This window comes from Heyndrickxia sp. FW510-T9 (genome assembly GCF_058781025.1).
In genome coordinates, this window is the sequence record NZ_JBYSWK010000043.1 from 1 (window position 1) to 21,745 (window position 21,745).

Annotated in this window: 17 protein-coding genes; 15 read left to right on the forward strand and 2 right to left on the reverse strand. The window is 38.0% G+C overall.

Translation table 11 applies throughout. The features are described from left to right. Window positions 1-236 precede the first annotated feature (236 nt). From AC3WJF_RS17790 to AC3WJF_RS17830, 9 genes are all read left to right on the forward strand, one after another. On the forward strand, window positions 237-1,202 hold the full coding sequence (locus AC3WJF_RS17790) for an ABC transporter ATP-binding protein (protein ID WP_492454584.1): 966 nt from the start codon (window positions 237-239) through the stop codon (window positions 1,200-1,202). An 11-nt stretch (window positions 1,203-1,213) separates the two neighbouring features. Next, complete coding sequence (locus AC3WJF_RS17795; RefSeq protein WP_492454586.1) at window positions 1,214-2,185, forward strand: ABC transporter ATP-binding protein; 972 nt, start codon at window positions 1,214-1,216, stop codon at window positions 2,183-2,185. A 30-nt stretch (window positions 2,186-2,215) separates the two neighbouring features. Continuing rightward, complete coding sequence (locus tag AC3WJF_RS17800; RefSeq protein WP_492454588.1) at window positions 2,216-3,037, forward strand: MBL fold metallo-hydrolase; 822 nt, start codon at window positions 2,216-2,218, stop codon at window positions 3,035-3,037. A 56-nt stretch (window positions 3,038-3,093) separates the two neighbouring features. After that, window positions 3,094-4,365 carry a Gfo/Idh/MocA family protein gene (locus tag AC3WJF_RS17805; RefSeq protein WP_492454590.1) on the forward strand — a complete coding sequence of 424 codons (1,272 nt, stop codon included), beginning with the start codon at window positions 3,094-3,096 and terminating at the stop codon, window positions 4,363-4,365. A gap of 110 nt (window positions 4,366-4,475) precedes the next feature. Then, window positions 4,476-5,390 carry an ROK family protein gene (locus AC3WJF_RS17810; RefSeq protein WP_492454592.1) on the forward strand — a complete coding sequence of 305 codons (915 nt, stop codon included), beginning with the start codon at window positions 4,476-4,478 and terminating at the stop codon, window positions 5,388-5,390. A gap of 229 nt (window positions 5,391-5,619) precedes the next feature. After that, window positions 5,620-6,804: an SIS domain-containing protein gene (locus AC3WJF_RS17815; protein WP_492454594.1), complete on the forward strand. Its 1,185-nt coding sequence runs from the start codon at window positions 5,620-5,622 to the stop codon at window positions 6,802-6,804. A 199-nt stretch (window positions 6,805-7,003) separates the two neighbouring features. After that, a complete protein-coding gene (lacC, locus tag AC3WJF_RS17820) occupies window positions 7,004-7,939 on the forward strand; it encodes a tagatose-6-phosphate kinase (RefSeq protein WP_492454596.1) in 936 nt (311 codons plus the stop codon). Window positions 7,940-7,941: 2 nt separating this feature from the next. Beyond that, window positions 7,942-8,931: a tagatose-bisphosphate aldolase gene (lacD, locus tag AC3WJF_RS17825; RefSeq protein ID WP_492454598.1), complete on the forward strand. Its 990-nt coding sequence runs from the start codon at window positions 7,942-7,944 to the stop codon at window positions 8,929-8,931. Window positions 8,932-9,431: 500 nt separating this feature from the next. Further along, window positions 9,432-11,033: an APC family permease gene (locus AC3WJF_RS17830; protein ID WP_492454600.1), complete on the forward strand. Its 1,602-nt coding sequence runs from the start codon at window positions 9,432-9,434 to the stop codon at window positions 11,031-11,033. A 352-nt stretch (window positions 11,034-11,385) separates the two neighbouring features. Here AC3WJF_RS17830 and AC3WJF_RS17835 read toward each other — a convergent pair whose 3' ends face one another. Continuing rightward, the gene (locus AC3WJF_RS17835) at window positions 11,386-11,997 is read right to left on the reverse strand and encodes a sterol desaturase family protein (protein WP_492454602.1); all 612 of its coding nucleotides are present in this window, start codon (window positions 11,995-11,997) and stop codon (window positions 11,386-11,388) included. 17 nt (window positions 11,998-12,014) lie between these two features. Continuing rightward, complete coding sequence (locus AC3WJF_RS17840; RefSeq protein WP_492454604.1) at window positions 12,015-13,541, reverse strand: aldehyde dehydrogenase family protein; 1,527 nt, start codon at window positions 13,539-13,541, stop codon at window positions 12,015-12,017. A 497-nt stretch (window positions 13,542-14,038) separates the two neighbouring features. On the opposite strand from AC3WJF_RS17840, the gene AC3WJF_RS17845 reads away from it, so the two are divergent. The 6 genes from AC3WJF_RS17845 (at window position 14,039) to AC3WJF_RS17870 (ending at window position 21,555) form a co-directional block, all read left to right on the forward strand. Further along, window positions 14,039-15,046, forward strand: coding sequence for a Gfo/Idh/MocA family protein (locus tag AC3WJF_RS17845; protein WP_492454606.1), 1,008 nt, complete (start codon window positions 14,039-14,041; stop codon window positions 15,044-15,046). Between the two features lie 167 nt (window positions 15,047-15,213). Then, window positions 15,214-16,239: an asparaginase gene (locus tag AC3WJF_RS17850; protein ID WP_492454608.1), complete on the forward strand. Its 1,026-nt coding sequence runs from the start codon at window positions 15,214-15,216 to the stop codon at window positions 16,237-16,239. A gap of 325 nt (window positions 16,240-16,564) precedes the next feature. Continuing rightward, window positions 16,565-16,858, forward strand: a complete 294-nt coding sequence (locus AC3WJF_RS17855) for a DUF5658 family protein (protein ID WP_492454610.1) — start codon at window positions 16,565-16,567, stop codon at window positions 16,856-16,858. 164 nt (window positions 16,859-17,022) lie between these two features. Beyond that, window positions 17,023-17,754 carry an SDR family NAD(P)-dependent oxidoreductase gene (locus AC3WJF_RS17860; RefSeq protein ID WP_492454612.1) on the forward strand — a complete coding sequence of 244 codons (732 nt, stop codon included), beginning with the start codon at window positions 17,023-17,025 and terminating at the stop codon, window positions 17,752-17,754. 110 nt (window positions 17,755-17,864) lie between these two features. Beyond that, complete coding sequence (locus AC3WJF_RS17865) at window positions 17,865-18,326, forward strand: MarR family winged helix-turn-helix transcriptional regulator (protein WP_492454614.1); 462 nt, start codon at window positions 17,865-17,867, stop codon at window positions 18,324-18,326. Between the two features lie 415 nt (window positions 18,327-18,741). Then, window positions 18,742-21,555 (forward strand): bifunctional diguanylate cyclase/phosphodiesterase, encoded by a 2,814-nt coding sequence (locus tag AC3WJF_RS17870; RefSeq protein WP_492454616.1) that lies wholly within the window; start codon window positions 18,742-18,744, stop codon window positions 21,553-21,555. The last annotated feature ends 190 nt before the right edge of the window (window positions 21,556-21,745 follow it).

The following is a 21,745-nucleotide window of genomic DNA, read 5'->3' on the forward strand; positions in this document are numbered from 1 at the left end:
CACGGCGAGGGACGAGTCGATGTTGACTTATCGTAGGGAGAAGACGTAGAAATCCGCTAGCCGATAGGCGCTGGAGCTAGACAGAAATAAAAAACAACTGCCGAAGAACTAGTTTTAAATGACTAATAAACATTAGTGCATATGGATAACAAAGGAAATGATGTTATTAGTATGCACTTTTGTTTCCATCAACATATACTTAATGCTTCATGTTGAACGTGGGGAGGTAATTCGCTATGGAGCCACTACTTGAGATTGATAATCTGAAAACCTATTTTTTTAGCAAGCGGTCTGTTACACGTGCAGTTGACGGAGTCGATTTGAAAGTGTATCCAAAACAGATCGTCTGTATTGTCGGGGAATCAGGTTCGGGAAAAAGTATGACATCATTGTCTATCATGGGGCTAGTGCCGAAACCAAAAGGGAAAATAGTGGATGGAAATATTACCTTTAATGGCTCTAACCTCTTAAAGTATACAACGAAAGAATTGACGGAAATCCGTGGCAACGACATTTCGATGATCTTTCAAGAACCAATGACCGCCCTTAATCCCGTTCTTAAAATTGGCGATCAAATTACTGAAGGGTATCTTCGTCATAATAAAAAGACGAAAAAGGAAGCGTTAGATAAGGCAATTGAAATGTTGAAATTTGTCGGTGTCCCACGAGCAAGTGAAATTGTAAATGAATATCCTCATCAATTATCGGGAGGCTTACGGCAAAGGGTTATGATTGCGATGGCGATGATTTGTGAACCAAAATTGCTTATTGCCGATGAGCCGACAACAGCGCTTGATGTAACCATTCAAGCACAAGTATTAGAGCTTATGAAGAAAATGCGTGATGATTTAGGAACATCAATCATGCTAGTCACACACGATTTAGGTGTAGTAGCAGAAATAGCGGACCAGGTTATCGTTATGTATGCAGGGCAAGTAGTTGAATCTACGGATGCGGACACTCTATTCGAAGAGGCACTCCATCCGTATACAAACGGATTGATGAATTCCATTCCATCCATTAAAGAAGATGTGGAAACCTTATATTCCATCCCTGGCACAGTACCTAATGCAGCTAGCTTCCCGGAAGGCTGTCGATTTGCCGATCGCTGTCCAATTGCAAAAGATAGTTGTAAGAAAAAGATGCCGGAACTTCGCGAAATCAAACCAGGGCATTATGTTAGGTGCGATCTTATTGAATAGATTGAGAGGTGATGAATTTGTCGAATTTGCTAGAGGTAAAAGAATTAACAAAGTACTTTCCCATTTCCGGCGGAGTTTTACAGAGAACAGTCGGTCATGTAAAAGCAGTTGATGGCATATCATTTGCAGTCGGAAAAGGTGAAACGTTGGGAATAGTTGGCGAATCCGGATGCGGGAAGTCAACGACTGGAAGGATGATCGCAAGAGTACTCAAACCAACGAGTGGCAGTATTACATTTGACGGGACCGATATTTCGAAACTAAATGGAAAGAAATTGAGGGAAATACATTCCAACTTGCAAATGGTTTTTCAAGACCCATATGCATCCTTAAATCCTAAAATGGCTATTCAAAGTATTATAAGTGAACCACTTGAAGTAAATGGAATTGCAAAGGGAAAAGAATTGGTTAACCGGGTAAATGAATTATTAGAGACAGTAGGATTACGACCGGAAGATCGTCAGAAGTACCCCCATGAATTTTCTGGAGGTCAGCGGCAACGAATCGGGATAGCAAGAGCACTTGCTTTGAATCCTAAATTAATCGTTGCGGATGAAGTTGTTTCAGCACTAGATGTTTCTGTACAATCACAAATCCTTAACTTAATGGTTGATTTAAAAAAGAAACGGCAGCTTTCGTATATCTTTATCTCCCATAATCTTTCGGTTATTCGACATATTAGCGACCGTGTAGGAGTAATGTATCTTGGACATCTTGTGGAATTAGCGGATAAAAGAGATTTTTACAATAATGCTTTGCATCCATACTCCCAAGCTTTGCTTTCAGCCGCACCAGAACCAACAAGAAATAATGAGCGTGAAAGAATCCTGCTTCAAGGTGAAGTGCCTAGTCCTGCCAATCCACCAATAGGTTGTCCTTTTCATACTAGATGTCCACTTGCCATGGAAATTTGCTCACATGAAAAGCCAATTATGAAGGAAAGTAAACCTAGTCATTTAGTGGCTTGTCATTTATATAGTTGATTAATAGTTTTCAACCAAGGATGTGAAAATATGAAAATACATTTTTTGGGGACTGCAGCCGCAGAAGGTATTCCAAACCCACATTGTGCTTGTCCAACTTGTTTGGAAGCAAGAAGGTTAGGGGGACGGAATATTCGTTCGCGGACATCCATTATTATTGATGATGTGCTGAAAGTGGATGATCCCCCAGATACATATTATCAAGCGCTACGTGATCAAATTGACTTAACCAAATTGAAAGATTTGATTATCACTCATACACACGGTGACCATTTCACTCCAACGGATATGGAGAATCGAATAGAAGGATTTGCACATGGCATTGAAGAACCTTTACATATATACGGTAATGATCTAGCGATTAAGGGATATCAACAGTCCATTCCTGCTTATGGGAAAGAAAAGAGATTTTTATTTAACCGTGTAATCCCGTTTAAAGAGTTTGAGACGCAAACGGCAAAGATTACACCGCTTTTAGCCGATCATGATCCAAATGAAACTTGCTTACTTTATTTCATAGAAAAAGAGGGGAAGCGCATATTATATGGTAATGATTCTGGCTGGTTTCCTGAAGAGACTTGGTTTTGGTTAGAGAATAAACAGTTAGATGTAGCAATACTGGATTGCACAGGCGGCTTTTATGGCAATAAACGAAGCCGAAATCATATGTGCATCGAGACTGTAATGGAAGTCAAACGATTATTTTTAGAAAGAAGTATTTTAAAAGAGAATGGGCAAATAATCACTACCCATTTTTCCCATAATGCTGGTTTACAACATAAAGATTTTGAAAAAGCACTAAATCCTCACGGTTTTCTAGTTGCCTATGATGGCATGATCTTACACCTGTAGATGAAAAAGATCTAAGAGAAAAGGAAAAAATTAATTTAAGGGAGTTGTTGGAATAGATGCAACCGATGACAGCTGTAATCATAGGGGCAGGAGACAGAGGCGCGAGAGCATATGCACCATATGCATTAGAATATCCTCATGAATTGAAAATTGTCGGAGTAGCTGAACCAAATCGTGAGAGACGAGCTAAGCTGCAACATTCCCATAACTTGCCTAATGATAGTTGCTATGAAAATTGGGAAGAGATGTTTTTGGAAGGAAAGAAAGCTGATATTGCTATCATCTGTACGTTGGACCGCTATCATTTTCAACCAACGATGAAAGCATTGGAATTAGGCTATCATGTTTTACTGGAAAAGCCAATGTCGCCAAATCCAAGAGAATGCATTGAGATGGAACGGGCAGCTAATAAGTATAATCGTCAATTAGCTATATGTCATGTATTAAGATATACAGACTTTTGGTCCACCATCAAAAAAGTCATTGCAGATGGAAAAATAGGTACTGTCGTATCCATACAACTAAATGAAAATGTAGAAGTGATGCATATGTCCCATAGCTTTGTCCGTGGAAATTGGAATAACAAAGAGAAATCAAGCCCAATGATCCTTCAGAAGTCTTGTCATGACATGGATATTATCAATTTCATTATGGGAAAAGAATGTAAGCGAATAAGTTCCTATGGATCGTTACTACACTTTCGTGAAGAAAATGCACCAAAAGGAGCACCAGAAAGATGTTTGGATGGATGCCCGGCTGAACAAGAATGTCCTTTCCATGCAGGGAATTATTATCTTGGCGAAGGAAAAGGATGGGCTAAAAAATTTACGGAAGATCATACACGCGAAGGAATCATTAAGGCTCTAAATGAAACACCATATGGAAAGTGTGTGTATCGTTCAGATAATAATGTTGTAGACCACCAAGTAGTGAACATGGAATTTGAAGATGGAGCTACAGCCACTTTTAGTATGTGTGGCTTTACGAGAGAGCAAACTCGAATTGTTCAAATCATGGGGACTAAAGGTGAAATTCGCGGGAATATGGAAGACAATAGCATTTCTATTTTTGACTTTTTAACAAAACAAGAAACCATCATTAAGTTTGATCATCCAGTAGGCGGACATGGTGGTGGAGATAACAAAATTGTTCGTTCCTTCTTAAGAGCTGTTAGAAATAACTTGGAAGAAAGTATTTCTTCGGCAACGGTTTCCGTAAGAAGTCATTTGATGGCGTTTGCTGCTGAGGAATCCAGATTGCAGAGAGGGAAATCTATCAATCTAGATGAATACTATCATAGTCTACAGACGGAGCACGAAGTTAAATAACGTTATAGATAATAAGAAGGACAAGGGAGAGAGCCTTGTCCTTTTAAATAAAATTAAAACATTTTAAAGAAGAAATTAGAATATTCTATTAGAAAAAGAGGTGATGGTAAATGAGGCAAGCAATTGGTATTGACATTGGTGGTACAAAGATTGCAGCAGGAATTGTTACCGACACCGGTGAATTACAGTTTCGTACCGAAGTGAAGAGTGATCCATTCAACAAAGAAGCAATGTTTGAAAAAGTAGTCGAGGCAGTGGAGCAAGTACTTGAAAATGCATCTATTTCTATTGGGAATGTAGAAGGAATTGGTGTAGGGATTCCAGGAAAAGTCGATCGGAAGAATGGAATTGCAGTTTATCAAAATAACCTTCCATGGGAGGGTTTTCCCATCACTGTTCGATTAAAGCAACAATTCGGTGCTGTGCCAATCAGTATTGATAATGATGTTTATATGGCTGCTTTTGCAGAGTGGAAGCACCAGCAGGCAAAAAAAGATGAAACATTTGTGTATATCACGATTAGTACTGGAATATCTTGTTCGATTATTCACAACGGTGCTTTTTTAAGAGGTGCTGGTTTCGCTGGGGAACTGGGATTGCTTCCGATTCTCACAGAAAGCTTATCGAATAAGGAATATATGCGATTGGAAAGCATTGCTGCTGGACCAGCATTTGAAAAAAAAGCAAAAACCAATTTACGGGCTGAACATATTACTGCAAAACAAGTGTTGGATCGTTATCAACAAGGTCAGCCCCAATATGAACAAATTGTTCATGAAATTACTAACCATATCGCATATGGTCTTTATACCATCTCGTGTTTATTAGATCCCCATACAATTATTTTTGGAGGAAGTGTCATAGTGAATAACCCTTTTTTGCTAGACCTCTTGAAAGAAAAGCTTGCAAACTATCAATTATCAGAGCAACAACATTTGTTAAAAAGGATGAGCATCAGTGAATTAAAACAAGATAATGGAGTGATTGGTGCAGGAATGCGAGTTCTCGAAAAGTTGGTAGATTGATAAGGCTCTTTTCTTAAACTTTGTATAAAATCCAAAAACCGATTTTAACCTGTTGCTATTTATATATGAGTAAAAATCGGCAGTAGGATTTTTACGGTAATATTCTGCAATCAAATGAAAAACGGAATGTAGAAAAGAGCGCGAATCCTATCCATTTCAAGGATTATATACTTATACGAAAAGCAACAATCTTTGCGAAAACAGCCATTGATAAAAAGGAGTGTAAAAGTTGTTTAATAGTAGTCTTGAGAAATTAAATGTTTTAGGTGCAAGAATCACAACGGAAGAAATTAAGCAGCAGCCTGATTTATGGGAAGAAACTTATGGCCTGTACCAAAAAAAGAGTGAAGAAATTCAAACATTTTTGCAAAAATTAATAGGTTTGCATGAGAAAATCCGGGTTATTTTTACTGGTGCCGGAACGTCTGCCTATGTTGGAGATACCATTCTTCCATACTTAAAGGAAAAACTGGACGAAAGAATATGGGATCTGCAATGTGTGCCAACCACTACATTGGTGTCCAATCCATACCAATATTTACATGAAAATATTCCAACATTACTCGTCTCCTTTGCAAGAAGCGGCAATAGTCCCGAAAGTGTTGCAGCAGTAGAATTAGCTCAAAAGGTTGTAAAGAACCTCTATCAGTTAACTATCACTTGTGCACAGGAAGGACAACTAGCAAAACGAACGCAAGGGGACGAAAATAATCTTCTCCTATTAATGCCTGAAAAATCGAATGATCAAGGTTTTGCGATGACAGGAAGCTACTCATGTATGACCTTTGCTGCCTTGCTAATCTTTGATCCATTATCTTTGGATGAGAAAAAGAAATTGTTAGAGAGAATCCAAGTAATGGGAGAAAGTGTCATAAGTAGAGTAGAGGAAATACAACAAATCATAGATCAAGATTTTGAGCGAATTATTTATCTTGGATCTGGAAGTTTAGAAGGATTGTCTCGTGAAGCGCAGTTAAAGGTTTTGGAGCTAACAGCGGGACAGATTGTAACAGCCTTTGATTCTTCTCTTGGCTTTAGACATGGTCCTAAATCATTTGTAAATGAAAAAGCGTTGGTATTTGTTTTTGTTTCCAATCATTCATATACCCGTCAATATGATATCGATATTTTAAATGAATTGAAACAGGATGGTATCTCAAGCAATATTTTTGCTATTCAAGTAGAAGGGGCAGGCGAATATTCTGGAGACGCATTTACTTTTGAAAAAGAAGCCCAGTTTATTCCTGATGCGTACTTAGCATTACCGTATATTATGATCGGGCAAACGATCTCCTTATTATCCTCGATTAAAGTAGGAAATAAACCGGATACACCATCACCAACTGGCACGGTAAACCGTGTTGTGGAAGGTGTAACCATTCATGAATATCGTGAAAAACGGCTCTTTTCTTAAATTTGATGCTTTTGTATTAACGAAAAATTATTAAATTTCCTTAATTAGGTTAAAAATGAAACTTTGTTAAGAAAAGATGCCCGAAACTATACTGTTTTCGAATTTTGTACGAAGAGCGAAAGGTTAAAATCGGATTTTTGGATTTTAACAATGTGTACGAAAACAGCATTAAAAATAAATACTTGAAAGTGGGAGAACGATGATCCTTACTGTCACCATGAATCCATCAGTCGATATCTCTTATCCTATTACTGTATTAAAGTTAAATGACGTAAACAGGGTGGATTTTGTTCGGAAAACGGCAGGTGGAAAAGGATTGAATGTCGCAAGGGTTATTTCACAAATGGGGGAAGAAGTGCTTGCGACAGGTATCCTTGGCGGAACAACTGGAACGTATATTATTGAAGAACTTAACAAAAGTAAAATTCATCATAATTTTATGATCACAGAAAAGGAGTCGAGGAATTGTATTGCGATCCTTCATGAGGAGAAGCAAACGGAGATTTTAGAAGCTGGTCCTACATTCAGTAATGAAGAAGGGGAACTTTTCTTGGATAAATTTGCAACTATGCTTTCGATGGCTTCCATTGTGACAATCTCAGGAAGCTTGCCAAAAGGACTTCCACCTGATTTTTATAATCAAATGATTAAACTTTCTACTCAAAAGGGAATTCCAGTAATCGTTGATACGTCTGGTGAAACTTTAAGGCAGCTGTTGTTACAAAGTGAAAAGCCATTTGCCATAAAACCTAATCTAAGCGAATTGTCTCACTTACTTGGTATTGACTCCGAAATGACAATAGAAGAGCTGAAGAAAGCGCTAAGTCATGAACTATTTAAAGGGATTGAATGGGTAATTGTGTCTATGGGTAGTGAAGGTGCTTTTGTAAGGCACGGTGAACTTTTTTACCGGGTTACCATTCCAAAAGTTAATGTCGTAAATCCTGTTGGCTCCGGAGATGCAACGGTAGCTGGATTTGCGATTGCTTTAAGTAAGGATCAGCCTATTGAATTTGTACTAAAAACGGCCATGACTATGGGATTGTTAAATACGATGGAAGTAGAAACTGGCCATATTAATAAAGAAAAGTTCCATGATTATTTTACATTAGTGAAGGTAGAAAAGGGAGAATAAGAATGCTTAAACTCACGAAAAACAAACTAGATGCATTAAAACGTTTATCAGATGAAACTGGCGTCATCGGGGCGCTTGCAATTGACCAGCGCGGTTCATTGAAAAAAATGATCGCAAGTAATAGTTCAAAAGATATTGGAGACAGTGGCATTATTGATTTTAAAAAATTGGTAAGTAGTGAACTAACAAAATATGCTTCGTCTATTTTGCTTGATCCGGAATATGGACTGCCAGCTGCCAAGGTGAGAGCTGAAAAAGCCGGATTGCTATTGGCTTATGAAAAAACAGGCTATGACGCAACCGTTCCAGGGCGTTTACCGGACCTACTAGATGAATGGTCTGTTAGAAGATTAAAAGAGGCTGGAGCAGATGCTATTAAATTCTTATTATATTATGACATTGATGAAGACGAGGCAATCAATAACGTCAAGCATGCATTTATCGAACGTTTGGGATCCGAATGTGTCGCAGAGGATATCCCATTTTTTCTAGAACTAGTATCATATGATGCTAGTAACGACGATGTGAAAAGTGTAGAGTATGCGAAAGTGAAGCCGCATAAGGTAAATGATATGATGAAAGAATTCTCCAAACCAAGATATTATGTAGATGTGTTGAAAGTGGAAGTTCCAGTTAACATGAACTTTGTAGAAGGTTTTTCAGAAGATGAGGTTGTCTATACCGCTGAGGAAGCAAAGCAATATTTCAAAGAACAAAGCAATGCAACGGACTTGCCATATATTTATTTAAGTGCAGGCGTAAGTGCTCAGCTTTTCCGTGAAACACTAGAATTTGCCGCCTCTGCAGGAGCAGAATTCAATGGTGTCCTATGTGGACGGGCAACGTGGAAAGATGGCGTCCAACCATTTGCAGAACAAGGCGAAGCAGCGGGTATCCACTGGCTACAAACAGAAGGCAAAGAAAACATCACCGACCTAAACGAAGTACTCCAAAAAACCGCCAAATCCTGGTTCACCAAAGTACAATTCTAAGTGGTGCCAGGCACCCCTAGGAGATAGGTGGTACCTAGCACTATTATTAAGTGTTGTGAGGAGAACTTTTCCTTCTCGTTAATAGCGGAATTTTCAACAAAACTCGTACATAGCATTTGCATTGTGCGAGTTTTTTTGTTTATGGTTCTTTCTATATAAAATTGTTATATTTTGTTCTTTCATACAAAAACAATAAACGATTATAAAAAACACTAAGAAATTTCGCTACAAACTATACATTTCTTTCCTCCTATAATTTATACAAGTTAATTTTACAAAATCCCAAATTTATCGATTTTCTGAAATAGTATTTTTAATTTTTTCCTTTTATTTTAAAAAATTAAAAACACATTAAAACACCATTAATAATTATGAATTTATATGATCGGTTTAAAAATTTATAGATTACTACTAGTAATCAAAGGGTATAAAAATAAATATGTTAACTTAATATTTCGTTATAAATTCACCCATTTAGAAAAAAGGAGGAGGAAATTCCTATGACAAGTCAAGGTGGCTTTAAAAAATCACTGAATTTGCTCGACCTTACATTCTTAGGGTTAGGGTCCATTATTGGGTCGGGTTGGTTATTCGCAGCGGCAAATGCTTCAAAATTTGCTGGCACCAATGCTTGGATTTCATGGCTAATTGGAGCATTTGCTTTTATTCTGATTGGACTTGTATATGCGGAGTTGGGATCAATGATGCCACGCTCTGGAGGGTTCGTACGTTATCCACAATACACACATGGTACGTTGGTTGGATATCTTATCGGTTTTATTGCGATGCTCGCATATTCCAGTGTAGCAGGAATTGAGGTCGAGGCGGTTCGTGGCTATGCAGCAACATGGTGGACATCCCTAGGAACAGAAGATGCAGGTCCAACACTTTTAGGATATCTGTTTGAAATTGCACTACTAGTAATCTTTTTACTACTAAACTATTGGAGCGTAAATGTTTTTGGCAAGTTTAATACAGTTATCACGGCAATAAAATTCCTTGTACCTATTCTTACGGTTGTTGTTTTATTTACTCATTTCCATCCTTCTAATATGTCTGTAGGAGGAGCAAATCCTGGAGGTGTTTCCGGAATTTTTAGTGCAGTATCTTTATCCGGTATCGCATTTGCCTTCCTAGGATTCCGGCAGGCTGTAGATTTTGGAGCGGAATCGAGGCGACCGCAACGGGATATTCCGCTGGCAATTATTTTTGCGATTTTACTCGGAACCATTATGTACTTGTTGCTTCAGTTTGCTTTCATCGGTGCAGTACCAGCAGATGCTCTTTCAAATGGTTGGGCTAAGCTAAAATTCGTAGAAGCGCCATACGCGGATTTAGCAAAATCCTTAGGACTATTATGGTTAATGAATATTATTTTTGTAGATGCTGTCATTTCTCCATCTGGAACAGGAAATATTTATCTTTCAGGTACTACAAGGGTGCTGTTTGCATGGGCCAAAACTGGTCTTTTCTATTCCTGGTTCCAAAAAGTGGATGCTCGTACAGGGATTCCACGCGGTGCCCTTTGGTTATCGATGATTCTATCCATTCTTTGGATTCTTCCAGCACACTTAAACTTTTGGCAAGGCCTTGTCGGCAATGTCACTTCTGCAACCGTTTTAACGTATATGATCGGTCCGATTTCGTTAACGGCTTTACGGAAAACAGCTCCTGAAATGCATCGTCCATTCCGTTTGAAAGCGATTGGATTTTTATCCCCGCTAGCATTTATAGCCGCATCTTTAATTATCTTTTGGAGCGGATGGACGACCAATTTTGAAATTCTCGGCATTACATTGGTATCGATTGTCCTCTATTTTGCTTTTATGGATAAGGAAGGACTGCGGAGTCGCCTTCGTTCCGACTGGAAAACCGGTTGCTGGCTAGTTGTATATTATATTTTCATGCTCATTATTTCTCGTCTTGGAAACTATCAATTACCTGAAGGTGCAAAGCCAATCATTGCTTCCCCGTGGGATAGTTTAATAGTGGTAGTTGGAGCGCTAATCTTTTATTATTGGGGTGTAAACAGCGCCATGAATAAGCCGGAAATTGATGAAGATGATGAATCTGATACAGTATTGAATGCTGCGGATGTGTAAGGGTAGATAAAATGTAGCCTCTGGGGTTATCCTCGCAGGTTTTTATTTTAAAAAATAGTTCGTTTTTAAAAATGTTTGGGAGAACAGCCCGAAAATATTACTAAATGGCCCGAAAAGTTAAATGAATAGCCCGAAAATAAAACCGAACAGACCGAAATGAAGCACAAACGGACCGAATTGGGTATAAAGACCCAAGATGATCCGCCGCCGTTTAATAGTATAAAAAAATTCTTACTATCCTGTAATAGGTGAAATTCCTAATTTGCCTAATTGTAATAAGCCCATCCAAATATGTAACTGGATGAGCTTATTTTTTGCGGCGCCTGGCATCTTTTACTAAACAGCTGTCCTTTCAAGCACGCTTTTCTAAATTGCGGGCAGTTTCGCTTTTTTCCACTTGTTGTTGATCACGGTATGTGCCGAGAAGTTTGTCGTAAACTGGGTTGGTGACACCGTACCAGTAGTTCTCATTTTTATAATGATGCCATAGATGCATTCTTTTCATCCGTTTGCCCCAGGGGGTTTTCGGGATGATCGATTGGTGTGCTACATAATGCGTCCATTCATAATACAATAGCATCGTGGCAATCCCGTTGGCATAAGCAATGGTCAACGTGATATCTCGGAAAATCGCAAAAACAATTAGAGAAATGACAATAATTTGTGGCAAGCTGTACCAAACCGGGAGAAATAACAGTTTCAATTCACGTGGATCCACATGATGGTCAAAATGAATACGCTTGATGAATTTATGCATTAAAGGGTTCTTTGGTGTTTTCATGTGAAATAAAAACCGGTGATTAAAATACTCTGCTATCGTATACGTGATCAGACCGATGAGAAAAGCCAACCAGGTTGACCATTGATCCATCCCGGGCACAATTGACAAGAGCCCTACAATCAACAATACACTCATAATCTGAACATGAATATCCCCAAAAAATTCTTTCAAATACCCCTTCATTTAAACCCTCTCCATATTCAAGATTTTTTCGCTAGCTTGAGGTATGCTTTTAAAAATTTTAACCAGTTCCGCTTTTCACCGAAATATCCCACTACCAAATCTTTAAACAGTGGCAGCTTGCCTCTGTATGGGAACCAATTAACCTCCGTTGACTTTTTTCCTTTGTCGATGAAAATGGACTGTTCTTCACAAAAGCTTTTCAAACCATCATCTCCATGATAGCGACCAATTCCACTTTTCTTGACGCCACCAAATGGTAAATATGGATTGGCGACGAAACTGACTACTTCGTTAATGCACACCGAACCGGATTCCAATTGTTGAGCCATACGCTTGGCCCGCTCAATATTTTTAGTCCACACGCTTGCGCTTAATCCATAAGATGTGTCGTTTGCCAGGCGGATTACTTCTTCCTCACTGTCGAACGGCTGTACAGTGACGACAGGACCGAATGTTTCTTCTCTGTTGATTTCCATATCTTGGCCGGAATTGATTATAACCATCGGTCGAATCTGAAGACCTTCTGGCCACTCTCCAGGTGCAACTCCTGTAACGAGTTCCGCACCTTGTTCCATTGCTTCTTTCACATGCTTTTTTACAATTTCAATCTGGCGTTCGAATGTCATTGAACCGAGGTCAGTATCATCATTATCCATTTGACGTAAAGCGTCCGTTTTTGTCTTTAGTTGTGTAACAAACTTTTCATAGATCGGACGCTCAACATAAATCCGCTCCGTTCCCATGCACATTTGCCCACTGTTCGTAAAAGCACCCCAAAGGGCCCCGTTTACTGCACGTTCCAGATTGGCGTCGGCGAATATAATGAGCGGATCTTTTCCGCCGAGTTCCAGTGTTGTCGGAATCAGTCTTTTTGCCGCTTCCTGCTGAATGATCTTTCCTGTACGAACAGAGCCGGTAAAAAAGATATAGTCAGGACAAGCTTCCACAAGTTTTGCGCCGACCTCTCCTGTCCCGTGTGCCACCTGGAGAACTCCGTTAGGAAACCCCACTTTTTTAAAAAGTCTTTCCATCAATTTGCCAACAAGTGGAGTCACTTCAGATGGTTTCAATATGACCGTATTCCCACCTACAAGCGCACTGGCGACGGGAACAATCGACAAGAAAAAGGGGAAATTCCATGGCGTTATGGCGAGCACGACTCCACGTGGGCGATAAGCAATGAATGACTTTTTCCCAAGAAGTAAAAGCGGTGTTTTTACTTTTTTCATTTGTAAGACCCGTTCCGCATGCTCTTCGATATGTTTGAGTGCATCTAGCGTAGCCAGTAAATCTGAAACTAGAGCTTCTGTTTTCGGTTTTCCAGTATCGCCCGAAATTATATCAATACATGTATCTAATTCCTCCACAATCGCGAGACGTAGTGCACGAATCCACGGAAGACGCTCGGCCACCGTTCTGTTTTTCCAATGTTTGAAAGCCTTACGAGCATCCTCCATCATTATTGGAATCTGCTTTCCGGTAGTCTCCTGAACCTCCGCCTTCTCTTTCTCCGTTGCAGGCATAACTGCTTTTAATCCTTCCATATCTGCTACCTCCTCTTAAAAAGGACTAGAAAGTTTATTACTATATAAATTATTTATAGAGTCTACATTCTGTCAAACGCAAGCTGTTATTAGCTCGCTTATTTCTATGTCTTCTCCTACGAAAAGCGAGTATTGATTTGCTTCGTGTTTTTTATGACTTGTATCGAAGACTACGAAGGTGAAATTTGATATCTAACATCACTAATCCTCCATCCTCTTCTTATTAGAATTCATGATAAAATTAAGCACAAAATCGACTTAACTTTTTTGAATATTATATCATATTAAAAAAGCACTATACATTATCCCTAAAACAATTGAAAAAGGCAGAATGATTGAAATTCTATAAACTAAGATTAGAATGAAAGGATAATAATCTAATAGTATCGAATATTTAGTAAGTCTAATAATATTCGAATAACGTTCAGTAGCAATTTATTTTTGCTTGGAGTGCATTTTGTACTTAAAAAACTAGATTTTTTGAAGGAGAGATAACAATGATAAATGTTGCATTATTAAGTAGATGGCATGTCCATGCCGATGACTATGCGAATCAGATTAAAGAAAATGAACAGCTATCCATCCAACTTGTTTGGGATGAGGATCAGGAGCGTGGGGAAAAATGGGCCGCTGAATTAGGCGTACCTTTTGAAGGTAATTTACAATCCGTTTTATCCAATCCTACCATTGATGCCGTAATTGTTAATACACCAACTAATTTACATAAAGAGGTTATTCTCGCTGCAGCAAATAAGCAAAAGCATATATTTACAGAGAAAGTGCTAGCCTTTTCTGTGAAGGATTGTGAAGAAATTTTTGCTGCAGTTGAGTCGAACGGAGTTAAGTTGATGGTCTCCTTACCACGGTTAACCGAAAGTCCCTACCTATATGCACAAAAGATAGTCGATGAGGGATTACTTGGACAATTAACATCGATCCGCTGCCGTCTTGCCCATAACGGAGCAGTGGCCACTGATGGGAAAACTCAGGGCTGGTTGCCTGCTCACTTTTTGGATGAGGAACAATGTGGAGGGGGCTCCCTCATTGACCTTGGAGCACACCCGATATATCTGACTAACCGTCTTATGGGCCCTGTTCACGCTTTACATGCACGTCTACAACAGACAAATCAACTCGGTGTAGATGACAATGCTGTTGCTATACTAGAATACAAATCTGGTGCACTAGGTGTCATTGAAACAGGATTCTTATCGTATGGAAGTCCCTTTCAATTAGAACTTTATGGGAAAGAAGGTGCACTTCTAATTGAAAATAACCAGATTCGTGTAAAAAGTAGCCGTTTAGGACATCAAGACTGGGAAACTCCGGCAGAAACAATTCCGCCATTACCAATGCCAATGGAACAATGGGTTGCGGAAATTCTAACCGGCAATGTCCCGTCACTGACAAAAGAGGATTTTATTAATTTAACAAAAGTGAACGAAGCCGCTGCCGTATCCCATAAAGAAAACCGCCGAATTGAACTAACAGAAATTCAGGAGTGATAGATAGTATTTTAAGGCAAGTAAATGTATTTCTACTGATAATCTATATTTTAAAAGAAAACCTTTTTGCTAAAAAAAAGAATATTCAAAAAATAGGTTGTAATAAAATATTACTTGTTTTAATGTTATTTCGTATACCTAAATAATTGACAAATGGGGATGAGGAAATGGAAGCTGCACAACTTGTACATGTTCATCGAGGGAAAATGCTGGAAAGTGTTCATATGGGACATATTGCTGTTGTTGATTCAGAGGGGAATATTCTTTATAAAGCGGGAAATCCGTATCAAATGGTTTATGCTCGTTCATCCATGAAGCCAGTTCAAGCGATTCCATTAATGGAGACTGGTGCGGCTGATTTTCACCAATTTGATGATGCAGATATTGCATTGTGTTGTGCTTCACATAATGCCGAAAAACAACATACGAACCGAGTCTTATCGATTCTTAAGAGAATTGGTTTAGAGGTAAACGACTTGCAATGCGGTACCCATAATCCTAGATGGGAAGAAGTGTACGAGGAATTAATCCGCGAAGGAAAACCAGTTACTCCTTTATTTAATAACTGCTCAGGAAAACATAGCGGGATGTTAACAACTGCCCACCATATGAATGAAACAATCGAGGATTATTACAAACTAGATCATCCAGTTCAGCAAAGAATTTTAGAAGCAATTAGTAGTTTAGCAGAATATCCTAAGGAAAATATTGAAATTGGCATTGATGGATGTGGCGTACCTGTTCATGGGATGCCACTCGATAAATTAGCATATTGCTATGCGCGAATGGCAAAACCAACAGGATTGAGTGATGAAAGAACAGCAGCTGTGAAAAGAATCACTCAAGCGATGATGAATGCACCTGAAATGGTTGGAGGCACTAATCGTTTTTGTACTGATTTTATGAGAGTTGCGGGCGGGCGAGCATTCGGTAAGGCTGGAGCTGAAGCTGTCTATTGTATTGGCGATATTGAAACTGGCATTGGTATTGCCATTAAAGTGGAAGATGGAAATGGCCGAGGAACGAATCCGGTAGCTGTTGAGGTATTAAAACAATTAGATCTTTTAAATGATGCTCAGCTAGAACAATTAAAAGATTATCATTATCCACAGGTGAAGAATTGCCGACAAGAAACGATTGGGGAATTGTCACCAGTATTTCAATTGGAACTTGTTAAGAAGCACGTTCAATAGTTTTGATTACATAGTGAAAGAAATTATGGAAGTCTGTGTATAAGTTTATCCAAACACACTTTTTTAATTGCTCCATATTTAAAAAGGTGTGTTTTTATATCAAAAATAAACATTTACATACAGGAGAGAGGGTAAGATCCTGATAGTTTTAATGTTTTTCCTATTATAAAATTAAGTCGAAAACATTTTCGATTTTTATGACAAATTTCGAGGTATTATCCATCTTAATTTTTGTAGTATAAAAGGAATAACAAACAGAAAAGATGATAGAGTTTCATTTTTTTTGCTCTGTTTGTTCTTTATAAAGAACGAAAGGGAGAATTGTATGCGAACACTTTTATACTATTTAGCGGTGCTTAATTTATTTGACGCAATTATTACTTTTTTTGGGCTTCATTATTCTTATATTCAAGAATCAAACCCGTTGATGTATAAACTTTATGAAATTAATCCTTTTCTATTTATCGGATTGAAATGTACACTTTCTCTTCTTTTAATTTGGTTTACAAGTAAAAAAAGACTATTTCAAAGTCGCCTGCCTAAGATGTTAACGATCTTTGCCGCTGTCCTTTACACCTTTACATTCCTACTCCATAGCTACTGGCTCTATATTATTTAACATTTAGAGGATTATATTGTGGTGCAGGGCACCACAAATGTACAACAGGAAAATTTTGGATGTCTTTCTACAAGTAATTAGATTGCTATTTTAAAATAATCCTGATAATATTTAGATGTAAAATAATTAGATATCTAAATAAATGATAGAAATGAGGTTTATGTATGAGATTAGCAGGTAAAGTTGCTATTGTGACTGGTGGAGCATCTGGTATGGGCGAACGCATGGTTCATCTTTTTAGCCAAGAGGGTGCTCAGGTTATCGCAGCAGATATAAATGAAATGGGTCTTGAAAAAATCGGTAAGCTCGATAATGTAACGGGAATTACGCTAAATGTTACTTCTGAGGACGATTGGGGTAATTTACTGAAGGAAGTGAAAGAACGTTTCGGTAGAATTGATATATTAATCAACAATGCAGGTATTTCTTCAGAAAAGCGTTTAGAGGAAACTACATTTGATGATTGGAATAAAATGATGACAATTAATGGCTTTGGGCCATTCATTGGACTAAAACATGTATTTCCATATATGAAGGAACAGGGAAGTGGAGCTATCGTTAATATTTCATCTTACACAGCACAAATTGGTCAAGGTTTAAATCCTTATACAGCATCAAAAGGGGCTGTTCGTGCATTTTCAAAAGCGGCAGCCGTCCACTTTGGTTCTTATGGAATCCGCGTAAATACCATATTTCCGGGGATAATCGAAACACCAATGACACAAACATTGCAAGCATCTAAGGATCTTCTTAAACAATTAGAAGCTACAACCCCTCTGAAACGGATTGGCAAGCCTGAAGATGTCGCAAATGCTGTATTATTTCTCGCATCCGATGAAGCATCCTTTATTACCGGAGCGGAGCTTATTGTGGATGGTGGATTCTCTGCGCAATAAAAACTTTCAAAGTACAGTTTTTTTTCTTACCGGTTTAAGAGTATCGTAAACTGTATGGAAATAACTTTGTAAAGCAAAAAGTAGCCCCTTGTTAAGAGGGGTTTCTTTTTGTGATAAAATATACCGAAGAAATCAAAATAGAGAGTAGGAAAAGCATGGATCAAAATCAAACCATTTTTGAGCTGATTCATAAAATGGAACAAATAAGCAACAGCTTGATTATTCAATGGAATCAAATGTTTAATGAAAATCTTGGAATTTCACATATTCTAGTATTAAGTCATCTAAGTAAACACGGCAAAAGCCGTCCTTCCGACATCGCGAGAGCATTAGGACTTACACCACCAACATTAACCCATCTATCGGAAAAGCTGATTAAAAAGGGGCTTGTGATTCGTGAACGGGATAAAATCGATAGAAGAGCACTTTATCTTAATATTACGGATGATGGCTGCAAAATGTTATCAATAGCTCAAGAAACTGGACTGCAATTACGACTGCAATTATTTGAAAAACTAACTGCGGAAGAGCTTAATCAGCTTTTACATATTTACAGTAAATTAGATGGATAAGATAAATTTACTCACTATAAGCTGAAAAATCAATGACACTGATAATCATAATGCCAAAATGAGAGCATATATTGTGAAAACTCACCCTCCAAAATTTCAATATAAAGGGTCGGCTCAGCCGACCCTTTTCAAATTCATTTGTCCACCACAGGCGGACAAAACCATCTTTTGTCCACGACGGGTGCCAGGAATCAAAATGCAAAAATTGGTAACGAAAATTTTGCACTAAAAATAGCAAAAATACCTCCAAAATCGACCCTAATCCTAAAAATAATGCTTAAAAAATGGTGGATATTGTCGAAATAATAAGTAAGAGTATTTTTATGATGATTGGAAATAGCTTTTTATATATTTTAGGCAATGAATGATGTTTTAATTTGATTTTTATTTCACTATGGGAATGGAGAACAGGTGAATGAGGAAGGAACAATCGAGGTATTCTCGTCTCGCAAATTTAACGAAGTTGATTAACACAAAGCTTGAATTGCGTGAAGTGCTAGAGCATGTAGTTACTGCCATCTCCGAAGAAATTGTTCAATGTGATTCTGTGGGCATTTATTTACCACAGGAAAATGGAACATTCAGGGGATATGTAGGGAAACCAAATATCATTAATGGAATGACGCTCGACATGCATGTGATTGATTTGGAAATGGACTTACTTGCAAAGGAAGTCATTGATACACAACAAACAATCTACATACCAGATACATCAAAGGACAACCGTCCAGATCCAAGAGCGGTAGATGGATTTCAAATTAAATCTTTATTAGTGCTTCCTATTTCATATGAAAATGAATTATTCGGTCTTGTTTTTCTATTTGATTATGGCACTCCGATGAATTTAACGGAGTCAGAGATTCAATCTGTTGAGGCATATGTCAACATGGCGGCAGTTGCGATTCAAAATGCAAACAATTTAACGTATAAGGAAAATCTGATTGCAGAAAAGCAATTATTACTGGACGTAACTCAAGATCTGTCTATGTGTTCATCCCTACAGGAAGCATTAGACAAATGCTTTTCCTACGTTGGTAAGGTTCTGGAGAATGATAATATAGGTGTTCACTTACTTGAACCGATTGCTGAGAGAAGCATGAAACCGGCAAAATTAAGCAAGGGAAGCAATTGGACAGAAGAAGATTGGATAAAGGCGCATAATAAAATCAAAATTGATCAAAATAATGACCCAGTATTTCAGGAAGTTATTAGGACGAAAAAAGCCCTGCTTATCCCAGATGTATTCGTTGACGAAAGGCCAAATCACGAACTTTGCAGAGAGTTTGGTATGAAGGGGCTTTTCATGCTTCCCCTTGTTACCATGGGCGAGGTATTAGGCGTGATAGCCGTTGTCAATTTTGATGAAGGTGGACTAATGTATCGCGAAGCTGCTATTCGTCTTACGCAATCGATCGTTGACGCAACTGCCTCCACGTTGTCCAATCTATTATATATGGAAAAACAAGAGGTTATTATTGAAGAGAGAACATTAGAAGCTAGAGAAAAGAATAAAGAATTGGAGAAAGTAGTATCCGAATTACAACAACTTAGTCGTGAAAATGAATTAATCCTTAAATCAGCAGGCGAGGGTATATTTGGTTTGGACCTTGATGGGAAATTAACCTTTTGCAATCCTGCCGGCGAATCAATGCTAGGATATGAGAAAAATGGGGAACTCATTGGAAAATCGTCCAGTATTATTTTTAATATACACGACAACATGAACACAAACGGACTACCAATAAACTCGACTAGTAAAAGAAGCCATTATTATACAGATGAAAAGTTTTTTCGAAAAGACGGTACAAGCTTTCCAGTCGAATATGTCATTTCTTCCATAAAAGAAGGAAATGAAACGGTTGGCTATGTTGTTACCTTCAAAGATATTACAGAAAGAAAGCAAATGGAGGAAAAGATTCGTTATCATGCTTATTTTGATAATGTCACAGATTTACCTAATAGGGTTTTATTAAATGACAGGCTTAATCAAGGTCTAACTTATGCCGGAATTCATCATGAAAAAGCGGCAGTGCTTTACCTCGATTTAGACCGCTTTAAGTACATCAACGATACATTCGGACATAGCTATGGAGACCTTTTATTGCGCGAAGTTGCCAAACGATTAATCGCCTGTACGCCAAAAAGCGCTACTGTGTCACGCCAAGGCGGGGATGAATTTACTATCTTTTTGCCTAATATTAAAGGGAAAAATGATGTTGCAAAAGTTGTAAAACTTGTCATCGCTTCATTTTCCCAACCTTTCAATATTAAGGATAATGAGGTTTATATTAAAACAAGCGTAGGAATTAGTCTTTTTCCAGATAATGGGGAAACATCTGAGATTCTTATTAAGAATGCAGATACAGCAATGTATAAGGCGAAAGATATCTCGGGAAATAGCTATCATTTCTTTAGTACTGGTATGAATCGGAAAACATTAGAAAATGTTGAAATCGAAAGTGCGTTATACAAAGCTTTAGACCTGAAAGAGCTTGCCGTTTATTATCAACCGCAAATCGATTTTAAAACAAAAAAAATCGTTGGAGTGGAAGCCTTACTAAGATGGAATCATCCTATAAAAGGATTTATCCCGCCGGATAAATTTATTCCGATTGCGGAAGAAACCGGATTAATCGTGATGATTGGTGAGTGGGTTATGAAAGAGGCTTGCGGCCAATTGAAAATATGGAAGGAACAAGGATTTCCTTCGATTAGTATGGCGGTTAATTTATCAGTTCGTCAGTTTGAAGAGAACAATTTGTTTGCAATGATTAAAAATATTTTAAAGGATGCTGATCTTTCGCCAGAATATCTGCATCTAGAGCTTACGGAAAATCATATTGTAAAAAATACCGAAAGAACAGTACAAACAATAGAAAAATTAAAAGACATCGGAATTAATATTGCCATCGATGATTTCGGAACAGGCTATTCCTCACTAGGTTATTTGAAGGATTTGCCAATTAACACATTGAAAATTGATAAATCTTTTATTCAAGATATGACTTGGAATAATGATAATGCAGCTATCACTAATACCATTATTACATTAGCGCAAAATTTGAATTTAGATGTTATTGCGGAAGGTGTGGAGACAAAGGAACATGCGGAATTTCTACATGATAGAAACTGCTATTTAATGCAAGGCTATTACTTTAGCCCACCGATGTCTGCAGAAGATATTGCGGACAAATTTTTCAAAAGTAACGGTCTTATTAAACTTTCATGAGCATTCGTTTGTGGTACAATATGGAAGAACTACTTCGTCTTTCACTATTAACGGGCAAGTTTATGGCTTATTCAGAAGATTGACCACCATTTATTTTTAAAAACAGAATAAGCAGGAATATTGGTGATTCACCTTCCGATCGTAGGGAGGATCTTCAAGGGGAATCACCAACTCACAAAAAGACTTACTG

Coding starts and splice junctions, on each gene's coding strand:
- AC3WJF_RS17810 (WP_492454592.1), top strand. CDS start 4,476: ATGAGGCAAGCAATTGGTATTGACATTGGTGGTACAAAGATTGCAGCA.
- AC3WJF_RS17860 (WP_492454612.1), top strand. CDS start 17,023: ATGAGATTAGCAGGTAAAGTTGCTATTGTGACTGGTGGAGCATCTGGT.
- AC3WJF_RS17830 (WP_492454600.1), top strand. CDS start 9,432: ATGACAAGTCAAGGTGGCTTTAAAAAATCACTGAATTTGCTCGACCTT.
- AC3WJF_RS17795 (WP_492454586.1), top strand. CDS start 1,214: ATGAATTTGTCGAATTTGCTAGAGGTAAAAGAATTAACAAAGTACTTT.
- AC3WJF_RS17805 (WP_492454590.1), top strand. CDS start 3,094: ATGCAACCGATGACAGCTGTAATCATAGGGGCAGGAGACAGAGGCGCG.
- AC3WJF_RS17870 (WP_492454616.1), top strand. CDS start 18,742: ATGAGGAAGGAACAATCGAGGTATTCTCGTCTCGCAAATTTAACGAAG.
- AC3WJF_RS17790 (WP_492454584.1), top strand. CDS start 237: ATGGAGCCACTACTTGAGATTGATAATCTGAAAACCTATTTTTTTAGC.
- lacD (WP_492454598.1), top strand. CDS start 7,942: ATGCTTAAACTCACGAAAAACAAACTAGATGCATTAAAACGTTTATCA.
- AC3WJF_RS17850 (WP_492454608.1), top strand. CDS start 15,214: ATGGAAGCTGCACAACTTGTACATGTTCATCGAGGGAAAATGCTGGAA.
- AC3WJF_RS17845 (WP_492454606.1), top strand. CDS start 14,039: ATGATAAATGTTGCATTATTAAGTAGATGGCATGTCCATGCCGATGAC.
- AC3WJF_RS17800 (WP_492454588.1), top strand. CDS start 2,216: ATGAAAATACATTTTTTGGGGACTGCAGCCGCAGAAGGTATTCCAAAC.
- AC3WJF_RS17855 (WP_492454610.1), top strand. CDS start 16,565: ATGCGAACACTTTTATACTATTTAGCGGTGCTTAATTTATTTGACGCA.
- lacC (WP_492454596.1), top strand. CDS start 7,004: ATGATCCTTACTGTCACCATGAATCCATCAGTCGATATCTCTTATCCT.
- AC3WJF_RS17840 (WP_492454604.1), bottom strand. CDS start 13,541: ATGGAAGGATTAAAAGCAGTTATGCCTGCAACGGAGAAAGAGAAGGCG.
- AC3WJF_RS17835 (WP_492454602.1), bottom strand. CDS start 11,997: ATGAAGGGGTATTTGAAAGAATTTTTTGGGGATATTCATGTTCAGATT.